This is a genomic window from Formosa bonchosmolovskayae, from assembly GCF_051016085.1.
GTDB lineage: Bacteria > Bacteroidota > Bacteroidia > Flavobacteriales > Flavobacteriaceae > Formosa.
The window spans coordinates 700491-713368 of sequence record NZ_CP174605.1 but is presented as its reverse complement, the minus strand read 5'-3'; the positions used below and the strand labels follow the sequence as shown (position 1 = coordinate 713368).

General features: G+C 35.9%; 8 protein-coding genes. All 8 read left to right on the top strand.

Annotated features, from left to right (window positions below; all coding sequences use genetic code 11):
- Positions 1-2: 2 nt before the first annotated feature.
- The 8 genes from ACKC83_RS02985 to ACKC83_RS02950 all read left to right on the top strand — a co-directional run bounded on the left by ACKC83_RS02985 (position 3) and on the right by ACKC83_RS02950 (position 12802).
- On the top strand, positions 3-1469 hold the full coding sequence (locus ACKC83_RS02985) for a glutamate synthase subunit beta (RefSeq protein ID WP_414036680.1): 1467 nt from the start codon (positions 3-5) through the stop codon (positions 1467-1469).
- Positions 1470-1945: 476 nt separating this feature from the next.
- Positions 1946-3631, top strand: coding sequence for a dihydroxy-acid dehydratase (ilvD, locus tag ACKC83_RS02980; RefSeq protein ID WP_414036681.1), 1686 nt, complete (start codon positions 1946-1948; stop codon positions 3629-3631).
- Positions 3632-3640: 9 nt separating this feature from the next.
- Complete coding sequence (ilvB, locus tag ACKC83_RS02975) at positions 3641-5374, top strand: biosynthetic-type acetolactate synthase large subunit (protein ID WP_434036984.1); 1734 nt, start codon at positions 3641-3643, stop codon at positions 5372-5374.
- Positions 5375-5376: 2 nt separating this feature from the next.
- Entirely contained in the window at positions 5377-5904 is a 528-nt protein-coding gene (gene ilvN / locus ACKC83_RS02970; RefSeq protein WP_414036683.1) for an acetolactate synthase small subunit, read from the top strand.
- Between the two features lie 10 nt (positions 5905-5914).
- Entirely contained in the window at positions 5915-7417 is a 1503-nt protein-coding gene (gene ilvC / locus ACKC83_RS02965; protein WP_414036684.1) for a ketol-acid reductoisomerase, read from the top strand.
- A 7-nt stretch (positions 7418-7424) separates the two neighbouring features.
- Positions 7425-8690, top strand: coding sequence for a threonine ammonia-lyase IlvA (gene ilvA / locus ACKC83_RS02960; protein WP_414036685.1), 1266 nt, complete (start codon positions 7425-7427; stop codon positions 8688-8690).
- Positions 8691-8765: 75 nt separating this feature from the next.
- A complete protein-coding gene (locus ACKC83_RS02955; RefSeq protein ID WP_434036983.1) occupies positions 8766-10358 on the top strand; it encodes an NADP-dependent glyceraldehyde-3-phosphate dehydrogenase in 1593 nt (530 codons plus the stop codon).
- A gap of 206 nt (positions 10359-10564) precedes the next feature.
- Positions 10565-12802, top strand: a complete 2238-nt coding sequence (locus ACKC83_RS02950) for a DUF7133 domain-containing protein (protein ID WP_434036982.1) — start codon at positions 10565-10567, stop codon at positions 12800-12802.
- The last annotated feature ends 76 nt before the right edge of the window (positions 12803-12878 follow it).

The window sequence follows — 12878 nt, the reverse complement described above, 5'->3', positions numbered from 1 at the left end:
TTATGGGAAAAATAACAGGATTTTTAGAATATAAACGTGAAGTTGAAGGGTACGAGCCAGTTGAAGATCGTATTAAAGATTATAAGGAATTTACAATTCCTTTGTCAGAACCTCATATAAAAGATCAAGGTGCGCGTTGCATGGATTGCGGTATTCCATTTTGTCATAGTGGTTGCCCACTTGGTAATTTAATTCCAGATTTTAACGATAAAGTATATAAAGGAAGGTGGAAAGAAGCTGCGGCAATCTTACACTCTACAAATAACTTCCCAGAGTTTACAGGTAGACTGTGTCCTGCACCATGTGAAGAAGCATGTGTATTGGGTATAAATGAAGACCCTGTAACTATCGAGAATATTGAAAAACAAATTGTTGAAACAGCCTTTAAAGAAGGTTGGGTTGTAGCGCATCCTCCAAAAAACCGTACTGGTAAAACGGTAGCTGTTATTGGTGGCGGACCTTCAGGTTTAGCGGCAGCACAACAATTAAATCGTGCCGGACATTTGGTAACGCTTTTTGAAAGAGACGATAAAGTTGGTGGTTTATTAAGATATGGAATTCCAGATTTTAAATTGGAAAAACAAATCATAGACCGTCGTATTAAAGTTATGGAAGAAGAAGGAATCGTGTTTAAAACCAATGCGCACGTTGGTAAGAATGTAGATTCAGAACAACTTAAAAAGGATTTTGATGCTGTAGTGTTATGTGGTGGTGCAACGGTAAGACGTGGTATGCCAATTCCTGGAGCCGAATTAAACGGGGTTGTTCAAGCTATGGATTTCCTTAAGCAAAATAACAAACGCGTTAGCGGTACCAAAGAATTTGAAAACGAAATCAAGGCTACTGGTAAGAATGTCATTGTTATTGGTGGTGGAGATACGGGATCAGACTGTATTGGAACTTCTAATCGTCACGGTGCAAAATCTGTAACCAATTTTGAAATTTTAGATAAGCCTTCAGAAGGAAGACCAGCGCATCAGCCTTGGCCATATTGGCCAATGAAATTGCGTACAAGTACATCTCATAAAGAAGGTGTGGAGCGTTTCTTCAGTATTTCAACTAAAGAATTTTTAGGCGACGAAAACGGAAATTTAAAAGGATTAGTTACTGCCGAGGTAGAATGGATTTTTAAACCAGGCGAGCGTCCGCAATTAAAAGAACTTCCTGGAACAGAAAAAACGTGGGATTGCGATTTAGCTTTGTTGGCTTTAGGGTTTACAGGAGCAGAGAAAACACTTCCAGAACAATTGGGGCTAGATATGGATTTTAGAACCAATATTAAAGCCGATACAAACAATTATATGTCTAACGTGCCTGGAGTATTTGTTGCAGGAGATATGCGTCGCGGACAATCGTTAATTGTTTGGGCAATTTCCGAAGGGAGACAAGCGGCCTACCATGTCGATAAGTACTTAATGGGCGAATCTAATCTACCTCTTAAAACAGGTATCGATTTACCTAGAGTTTAATATGTAACAAATACATCAAATATTTTGTTTTTTTATAGGTTACTATTCAAAGAATTAAGATATTTGGTTTATATATGAAAAATTTTATAATATATATTTCTATTCCTGTCGTTGTGATTCGTTCGTGAGGATATTGGGGGGAATATGTATTAAGAATATAATAAAAGCCTTCCTTTTTTTTGGGAAGGCTTTTTTGCGTTAAATCTGTTTTAAATAAATCGAAAAGGAGCCGTTTTTTGGACTGAATAGTGATTTCGACGTTTATTTTGGAAAAAGTTGATTTTTTTATCAAAAAAAGAAGGCATTGAACATCATATATAATAGTGTTTAAACATCTGTATTATAGGTGTTTAGATATGTAATATTAGAAATGAGTTTAGTCTAAAGCTGTCGGACTAAATTCGTTAAAAATTGACAAAAAATTAATTTAGAGCTCTCAAACAGATTAGAATTTAGAGCAAAAGCTTTTAAAACATATGAAAAATTTAAAAAAGTATAGTCACGCGATCACTCAAGATCCTTCATTGCCTGCCGCTCAAGCGATGTTGCACGCTATAGGATTAACAGATGAAGATTTACAAAAACCATTTATTGGTATCGCAAGTACAGGTTACGAAGGGAACCCTTGTAATATGCATTTAAATGACTTAGCTACACATGTTAAAAAAGGAACCCAAAATGCAGATTTAATTGGTTTAATTTTTAACACCATTGGGATTAGTGACGGTATCTCTAACGGTACACCTGGAATGCGTTATTCTTTGGTGTCTAGAGATATTATCGCAGATTCTGTCGAGACTGTTGTCGAGGGAATGAGCTATGATGGTTTAGTTACGGTTGTAGGCTGTGATAAAAATATGCCAGGTGCTTTAATAGGAATGCTTCGTTTAAACAGACCTTCTGTTTTAGTGTATGGAGGGACTATTGCTTCCGGTTGTCATAAAGGAGAAAAGCTTGATATTATTTCGGCTTTTGAAGCTTATGGAAAAAAAGTAGCCGGAACTATCGGCGATTCAGAATTTAAAGAAGTGGTACACAAAGCATGTCCAGGAGCAGGTGCTTGTGGGGGAATGTATACTGCAAATACTATGGCATCGGCAATCGAGGCTTTAGGAATGTCGTTACCATTTAACTCGTCTACACCAGCTGTTGGAGACGATAAATTAAAAGAAAAAGAATGCGTTAAGGCCGGTGAAGCTTTACGTTATTTATTAGAAAATGATATAAAACCTTCAGACATTGTATCTAAAAAATCGTTAGAAAATGCATTTAGATTAGTAACGGTTTTAGGAGGTTCTACCAATGCTGTACTTCACTTTTTAGCCATTGCTAAAGCGGCGAAAATTGAATTTACTTTACAAGATTTTAAAAGAATTAGCGACAACACCCCTTTATTGGCAGATTTAAAGCCAAGTGGTAAATATTCTATGGAAGATTTACATGGTGTTGGAGGGATTCCTGGCGTATTAAAATACATGTTAGAAAACGGTATGCTTCACGGCGATTGTTTAACCGTAACTGGGAAAACCATAGCAGAAAACTTAAAAGATGTTCCTAATTTAATCGAAGGACAAGAGATTATAAAAACGCTAGATAATCCAATTAAAGAAACCGGACATATCCGTATTCTTTTTGGAAACTTAGCAACCGAAGGTGCTGTTGCCAAAATTACTGGTAAAGAAGGACTGTCGTTTAGAGGGACAGCTAACGTTTTTAATAGTGAAGCCGAAGTTAATGAGGGTATCAAAAACGGTAAGGTAAAGAAAGGCGATGTCATTATTATTCGTTACGAAGGTCCGAAAGGAGCGCCAGGAATGCCAGAAATGTTAAAACCTACATCGTCTATTATGGGTGCTGGATTAGGAAAAGATGTGGCAATGATTACCGACGGACGCTTCTCTGGAGGTTCTCATGGTTTTGTAGTGGGTCACGTTGCCCCAGAAGCTCAGGATGGTGGTAATATTGCATTGGTAGAAAATGGAGATATAATCTTTATCGATGCCGAAAATAATACAATTGACATTGAAATCTCGGAGGAGTTATTAGATAAAAGACGCGCAAATTGGGTTGCTCCAAAATTAAAAGCAGATCGCGGCGTTTTATATAAATATGCGAAAACAGTATCGTCTGCATCAAAAGGATGCGTGACTGATGAATTTTAATTTTTTACTATGAACACAGAAACAGTAAAAACGACTAAGACAGCTACGGAGAGTACGGTGCGTATTTCGGGTAGTGAAGCCATCATAAAATGTATGTTGGCCGAAGGTGTTGAGATTCTTTATGGGTATCCAGGAGGAGCTATTATGCCGGTTTACGATGAACTTTATAAATATAGAGATCAAATTCATCATGTCTTAACTCGTCATGAACAAGGTGCTGCCCATGCGGCTCAAGGTTATGCGCGTATTTCTGGAAAAGTAGGAGTCGCTATTGCTACTTCTGGTCCAGGGGCTACAAATTTAATAACAGGTATCGCAGATGCTCAAATAGATTCGACTCCGTTGGTCTGTATTACTGGTCAAGTCGCTTCACATTTATTAGGTAGCGATGCGTTTCAGGAGACCGATATTGTGGGGATCTCTACGCCTGTAACTAAATGGAACGTCCAAATTACAAAAGCGGCAGATATTCCTGAGGTCATGGCTAAAGCATTTTATATTGCTAAAAGTGGCAGACCAGGACCTGTGCTTGTAGATATTACTAAAGATGCTCAGTTCGAAGAGTTTGATTTTAAATACGAAAAATGTACTTCGGTACGTAGTTATAAAGCGTCTTGTAAAATAGACAGCGAAGCTGTAAAAAAAGCGGCAGACTTAATTAATAGTGCTAAAAAACCAATGATTGTTTGGGGACAAGGTGTTATTTTAGGAAAGGCGGAAGACGAATTAAAAGCGGTTATAGAGAAAGCAGGAATACCTTCTGCATGGACTATCTTAGGAGCTTCAGCAGTACCAACCGATCATCCTTTAAATATAGGTATGGTGGGAATGCATGGTAATTATGCGCCAAATATGTTAACCAACGAGTGCGATGTGTTAATTGCAATTGGTATGCGTTTTGACGATCGTGTTACTGGAAATCTTGAAACCTATGCAAAACAAGCTAAAATTGTTCATTTTGAAATAGATCCAGCTGAAGTCGATAAAAACGTCAAAACGGACGTCGCAGTTCTAGGTAACTCTAAACTAAGTTTAGCTGCATTGTTACCACTTTTAAACGAAAACGTGCATACAGAATGGCATCAGAAATTTAAGGATTTATATGCTACCGAATTTGAAAAAGTAATTCAAAACGATTTACACCCAACCAAAGAAGGATTAACCATGGGGGAAGTGATAAATCAGATAAACATACAATCTAAAGGAGATGCGGCTATAGTTTCAGACGTGGGGCAACACCAAATGATTGCTTGCCGTTATGCAAAATTCAATAAAACCAAAAGTAATATTACTTCTGGAGGATTAGGGACTATGGGCTTTGCTTTACCAGCGGCTATTGGAGCGAAAATGGCTGCGCCAGATCGTGATGTGGTTGCTATTATTGGTGATGGTGGTTTCCAGATGAATATTCAAGAATTGGGAACTATTTTTCAGCAAAAAGTACCTGTAAAAATAGTGGTTTTAAATAACGAGTTTTTAGGAATGGTTCGCCAATGGCAACAGTTGTTTTTCGATAAACGTTATGCATCTACAGAAATGACAAACCCTAACTTTGTAGCGATTGCTAAAGGGTATTATATAGAAGCTAAACGTATTACAAAACGTGAAGAACTAGCAGGTGCAGTAGAAGAAATGATGAACCACGATGGGGCATATTTCTTAGAGGTATGTGTAGAAAAAGAAGGAAACGTTTTCCCAATGATAGCAACAGGAGCTTCAGTTTCAGATATTAGATTAAGTTAATTATGGAAGATAATAGAAACACATATACCATCTCGATTTATACCGAGAATAACATTGGTCTTTTAAACAGAATTTCGGCGATTTTTCAAAGAAGACATATCAATGTTGAAAGTTTAAACACCTCTATTTCAGAAATAGAAGGCGTGTCAAGATTTACTATCGTAGTAAAACTTAAAGAAGACCGAATTAAGAAGATTGTTGGTCAGATAGAAAAGCAAGTCGAAGTTATTAAAGCGTATTACCATACAGACGAAGAAACAATTTATCAGGAGTCTTGTATGTTTAAATTAAAATCGGATTTATTATTTGAAGAACGCGAAATTCAAAATATAATTAAAGATAGTAATGCGAGAATTGTAACGGTTAATAAAGAGTTTTTTGTTCTTGAAAAATCAGGAAAACGAAACGAAATCGAACAATTATATCGCGATTTTAGTGCCTACGGCATTATGCAGTTTGTACGTTCAGGACGTATTGCAGTAACCAAAGAAGAAATGAAAATATCACAAATGCTAACAGCATTTAATTAATTTAAACACAATGGCAAATTATTTTAACACCTTATCACTAAGAAATCAATTAGAACAATTATCAAAATGTCGTTTCATGTCGTCTTCAGAATTCGAAGATGGTGTCACTGCATTAAAAGGTAAAAAGATCGTCATTATAGGTTGTGGCGCACAAGGATTAAACCAAGGATTAAACATGAGAGATTCTGGTTTAGATATATCTTATGCTTTACGTGCTGCTGCAATTAAAGAAAAGCGTGCTTCTTTTGTGAACGCTTCAGAAAACAATTTTACTGTTGGAACATACGAAGAGTTAATTCCTACGGCAGATTTAGTTTTAAACTTAACGCCAGATAAGCAACATACTAATGTTGTAGAAACTATAATGCCTTTAATGAAAAAAGGTGCAACATTATCTTACTCTCACGGATTTAATATCGTAGAAGAAGGTACTCAAGTACGTAAGGATTTAACTGTTATTATGGTTGCTCCTAAATGTCCAGGTACAGAAGTACGTGAAGAATATAAACGTGGATTTGGAGTGCCAACATTAATTGCTGTACACCCAGAAAACGATCCAGAAGGAAAAGGTTTAGTACAAGCTAAAGCGTATGCTGTGGCAACAGGAGGAGATAAAGCGGGAGTTTTAGAATCGTCTTTCGTTGCTGAGGTTAAAAGTGATTTAATGGGGGAACAAACTATTTTATGTGGGGCGTTACAAACAGGATCTATTTTATGTTTCGACAAAATGGTTGAAGAAGGTATAGAGCCAGGTTATGCTGCTAAATTAATTCAATATGGTTGGGAAACTGTAACTGAAGCTTTAAAGCATGGTGGTATTACAACTATGATGGACCGTTTATCGAACCCAGCTAAAATTAAAGCATATAAATTATCTGAAGAATTAAAAGATATTTTACGTCCGCTTTTCGAAAAGCATATGGACGATATTATCTCTGGTCATTTCTCTAAAACCATGATGGAAGACTGGGCAAACGACGATGTTAATTTATTAACTTGGAGAGAAGCAACAGGAGAAACAGCTTTCGAAAAAACTAAATTAACTTCAGATAAAATTTCAGAACAAGAATATTTCGATAATGGTGTCTTAATGGTTGCTATTGTGAAATCGGGAGTAGAGTTAGCTTTCGAAACTATGGTAAGCGCTGGAATTATCGAAGAATCTGCATACTACGAATCACTTCATGAATTGCCTTTAATTGCGAATACAATTGCAAGAAAGAAACTTTACGAAATGAACCGTGTTATTTCTGATACAGCAGAATACGGATGTTACCTATTCGACCATGCCGCTAAGCCTATGTTAGTAGATTTCATGAAAGGAATTAAAACTGATGTAATTGGTAAGCCATACTCAACATCTAACGAAGTTGATAATATTGAATTAATTGCAGTAAACGATGCTATTAGAAATCATCCTATTGAAGCGATTGGAAAATCGTTAAGAGCAGCCATGACAGCAATGAAAACAATAAAATCTGAAGTAGAAGAAGACGCTTCAGTGTTAGCCTAATACAATTATGCAAACCGAAAACAAAACATATTTTCCAAGTTTAAAAGCAGTACAAGCAGCAGCCGAGCGTTTAAAATCGGTTGCTGTTTCTACGCCTTTAACACAAAACCTACAATATTCTAAACGTTTTGGCGCCAATGTGCTCTTTAAGCGTGAAGACTTACAATTAGTTCGTTCTTATAAAATTAGAGGGGCATACAACAGGATGTCGTCTTTAACTCCAGAACAAATGAAAAATGGTATTGTATGTGCAAGTGCAGGGAATCACGCTCAAGGTGTGGCTCTATCCTGTAAATTGTTAAAAATAGAAGGTACTATTTTTATGCCTTCACCAACACCTAATCAAAAAATTGAGCAGGTAAAAATGTTTGGTGAAGAATATACTAAAATTGTTTTGGTTGGCGATTCTTACGACGATGCATACCATGCGTCTATGTTAGAGTGTGAACGTTTAAATAAAACTTTTATTCATCCGTTTAACGATCAAGAAGTAATAGAAGGACAAGCTACCATTGGTCTTGAGATATTAAGTCAGATTAATGCGCCTTTAGATTACGTTTTTGTTCCCGTTGGCGGTGGAGGATTAGCTTCAGGCTTATCTACAGTGTTTAAGCAATTATCTCCGGATACTAAAATTATAGGAGTCGAGCCACAAGGCGCACCTTCTATGAAAACATCTATAAAAAACGGTTATAACACAGAATTAAAAACCATCGAAAATTTTGTTGATGGTGCTGCAGTAAAGAAAGTAGGAGACAGAACGTTTGCTATTTGTAAGCAGAATTTAGACGACATGATTACTGTTCCCGAAGGTAAGATATGTGAAACCATTTTAGAACTTTACAATAAGGATGCAATTGTGGTCGAGCCAGCAGGTGCTTTAAGTGTTTCTGCTCTGGATTTCTATGCCGAAGAAATTAAAGGTAAAAATGTGGTTTGTGTTATTAGTGGTAGTAATAACGATATTACCAGAACAGCCGAAATTAAAGAACGCGCTTTATTATATACCAATTTAAAGCATTATTTTATAGTGAAATTCCCACAACGCGCTGGAGCATTAAAAGAGTTCGTTGCCGAGATTTTAGGACCTAACGATGATATTACCTATTTTCAGTATGCCAAAAAAACCAATCGTGAAAATGGTTCGGCAGTAGTTGGTATCGAATTAAAATCATCTAAAGATTTAGGACCCTTAATTACTAAAATGAAACAGAGAAACTTTTACGGCGACTATTTAAACGATAATCCAGACCTGTTTCAGTTTTTAGTATAAGCTTAACTATTTTGTAAACTACTAAATACGATTAAAGAGTTATCTTTAAACTTAACTGTAAATTAAAATTATATTATGCACACATCTTTTTTAGAGATTCCGGATCAATATAAAGTTACAACTGAAATTAATCAAAATACATATTTAGTAGGTGGTGAATTAAAAAAATGGACGGGAGATACGGCAGATGTTTATTCATCCGTATCATCTACTCCAGAATATAAGCCAACACGACTTGGTAAAATACCTCAACTGGGAAAAGAACAAGCATTAGAAGCCTTAAATGCTGCTTGTAAAGCCTATGATAAAGGTCAAGGCGAATGGCCAACAATGAAAGTGATTGATCGTATTGCTTGCATGGAAAAGTTTGTAGAACAAATGAAAACCAAGCGAGAAGATATCGTGAAATTACTAATGTGGGAAATTGGTAAAAGTTTACCAGATTCTCAAAAAGAATTCGATAGAACAGTAGATTATATTTACGACACTATTGAAGAATATAAACAACTAGATCGCGATAGTGCTAAATTTGAAAAGCACGATGGCGTTTACGCTCATATAAGACGTGGTTCTTTAGGCGTTGTGTTGTGTATGGGACCTTATAACTATCCGCTTAACGAAACTTTTGCACTGTTAATTCCTGCCATTATTATGGGGAATACAGTAATTTTTAAACCTGCTAAACATGGTGTGTTATTAATGACACCCTTGCTAGAAGCGTTTCGAAATAGTTTTCCAGAAGGCGTTGTAAATATTATTTATGGTCGCGGACGTGTAGTTGCTACACCAATAATGGAAACTGGAAAGGTAAATGTACTTGCTTTAATAGGAAATAGTACGTCTGCAAATGCACTTCAAGATAGTCACCCAAGACAAAACAGATTGCGTTTGGTTTTAGGTTTAGAAGCTAAAAATCCAGCAATTGTTTTACCAGATGCAGATTTAGATTTAACCATAGACGAATGTATTGCGGGAACCTTGTCTTTTAATGGACAACGTTGTACGGCTTTAAAAGTACTTTATGTTCATGAAAATATTGTTGAAGAATTCAATAAACGGTTTGCCGCTAGAGTAGATGCGTTACAATTTGGAAATCCATGGGATCAAGGTGTGAAATTAACACCGCTTCCAGAACCAGGAAAACCTGCTTATATTCAAGAGTTAATTGATGATGCCTTAGAAAAAGGTGCAACGATTCTAAATGAAAAAGGAGGAAAAACTACAGAAAATTATATTTTTCCAGCAGTGTTGTTTCCTGTAAGTAAAGACATGCGTGTATTTAAAGAAGAGCAATTTGGACCAGTAGTTCCTGTGTTGTCTTTTAAAGATATTCAAGAGCCTTTACATGATATGGCCGAATCTAATTACGGACAACAAGTGAGTGTCTTTGGTCAGAATGTTAAGACGTTAGCGCCATTGGTCGACACTTTAGTCAACTTAGTATGTCGTGTTAACCTAAATAGTTCCTGCCAGCGTGGACCGGATGTTTATCCGTTTACAGGAAGAAAAGATTCTGCTGTAGGAACATTAAGTGTACATGATGCTTTAAGATCGTTCTCAATTAGAACGTTTGTAGCTTCAAAAGATAATACATACAATAATGCTATTTTAAATGAATTGCTTGATACTAAAGCATCCAATTTTATTAGCACCGATTATATACTGTAAATAAGTAATATAATACATCTTATTTAAAAGCTAAGCTTAAATAATTTTATACAGAGGTTTATATTAGTGCAATTTTCTTCACTGAAAAATTATGCACTAGTATAAACCTTTATATGTATATATTTGAGATTCATTTTTATGTTTTATAGTGAATTATAAACATAAAATCTTAAAATATTACCTAAAAACTAACTAACCTTAGCAAAATGAGAATTATTAAATCTAGTGTATTTATACTGGTCTTGTTGACTTTTTTCAACTGTAAGAAAAAAGAATATGTCGATAAAATTTACGAGAAGCCCGAAATTGTTAAAGAAGCTGTTGCCGATTTTCTGTCGCCAGAAGAAAGTATGAAAACATTTTACTTGCCCGAAGGTTATAAAGTAGAGCTCGTTGCAAGCGAACCCATGATTGATGAGCCAGTAACTATAGCATGGGATGGAAATGGACGAATGTACGTGGCTGAAATGAATACCTATATGCAGGATGTTGATGGTACAGGAACCAATCAATCTATTAGCAAAATTAAATTGTTAGAAGATTTAGATGGCGATGGTAAAATGGATAAGAGTACCGTGTTTATTGATAGCCTGTTGTTACCAAGAATGATTCTTCCGTTAGAAAACGAACTGATTGTAAACGAAACATATTCGTACGATTTATGGAGCTATAAAGATACTGATGGCGATGGTGTAGCCGATAAAAAAGAACGTGTGTACCATAATCCAAACCGTCGTGGAGGGAATTTAGAACATCAGCAAAGTGGACTTATCTGGAATTTAGATAATTGGTTATATACAACATATAATCCCATTCGATTTAGGTTTAAAAGCAATGGTGAAGTCGAAGTAGATTCTTTAGAAAGTATGCCTAGTAGAGGGCAATGGGGACTTACACAAGACGATTTAGGAAATATGTATTATTCTTCTGCAGGTAGTGAAAATCCGGCTTATGGGTTTCAGCAACCACCAGTATACGGAGAGTTTAACGCAAAGGGTAGACTTGCCGAAGGTTTTGTAGAACCTTGGCCAATTGTTGGAACTCCAGATGTTCAAGGCGGAACGAAAAGATTGCGTGAAGACGGTACGCTTAATCATTTTACAGGAACTGCAGGACAAGAAATTTATAGAGGACATAAATTACCGCCATCAACATATGGAGATTTGTTTATTCCAGAACCGGTTGGAAGACTTATTCGTAGAGCTAAAGTTAAAAACGAAAATGGTAAAAAGGTCGTTTATAACGCGTACGATAAAGCAGAATTTATGGCGTCTACAGATTTAAACTTTAGACCTTTACAAGCAAAAACAGGTCCGGATGGTGCGCTTTATATTGTAGACATGTATCGCGGTATTATTCAAGAAAGCAACTGGACCAAAGAAGGAAGTTTTTTACGTCCCGTTATTGTGCGTAAAGAATTAGATAAAAATATTGGAAAAGGAAGAATTTATAGAATTGTACATGAAGATATTGAACTTGACAAGAAACCAAACTTAATAGGAAAGAAAGCTTCAGAACTAATCAAATATTTAAGTCATCGTAACGGTTGGTACCGTAATACAGCTCAAAAGCTAATTGTTTTAAGAGGCGATCAATCGGTTATTCCTGAGTTACAAGCTATCGCTCGAGATAATACATCTTTTATGGATGGATTATTTAATAGTGATAAAGATTTGGGTTTAGAACGTGTTACAGCACTTTGGACACTTGAAGGTTTAGATAATATTGATAAGACTTTAATTCTTGAAAAATTACAAGACGAAGATTACCGCGTTAGGCTTACAGCAATACGATTAAGTGAAAACTTTTTAAAAGCAGGAGATACAGATATTCTTCAAAATTTAGAAAAGCTAATTTCCGATGCAGATGTAAACGTAGTGAACCAATTGGCTTTAAGTTTACGTTATAGTAAGGATAAAAAAGCAACAGATTTACTTAATTCTATTAATGAGAAATATGGCGATCATGAAATTATTTCGCATGCTGTAGCCGAAAGTTTAAAGAAAGACGATTCTCAACTCGCAAAGCTTAAAAAGAGAATTTCAGGACGCGACCTAGGGGCTAGACTAGGTATTGTAAAAGGTTACGATGCTTACCAACAATTATGTGTAACATGTCATGGTGGCGATTTAAAAGGTATAGCTACAGAGGGCGGAAAGCTTATAGCACCATCTTTAATTGGTAGTGCACGTGTGAAAGGCGATAAGGGAATTTTAAGTAAAATTTTATTAAACGGTTTAATAGGCCCTATTGAAGGTGAAGAATATGGAATTATGATGCCGTTAAAAGATAATAGCGATCAGTGGATTGCAGATGTCTTAAGCTATGTTAGAGCTATGAACGACGAAGATAATGTTTCTAGAAGAACGGTTAAAACGGCAAGAGACGAGTCTGCAGACCGTGAGAATTATTGGACACTAGAAGAGTTAGAGAACGAAAAATAATATTATTTATTTGAATTTATAAGTGGAGAAGTTGGATGTAAGTCCAACTTTTTCTGCTTAAAAACCAATGGTTCTG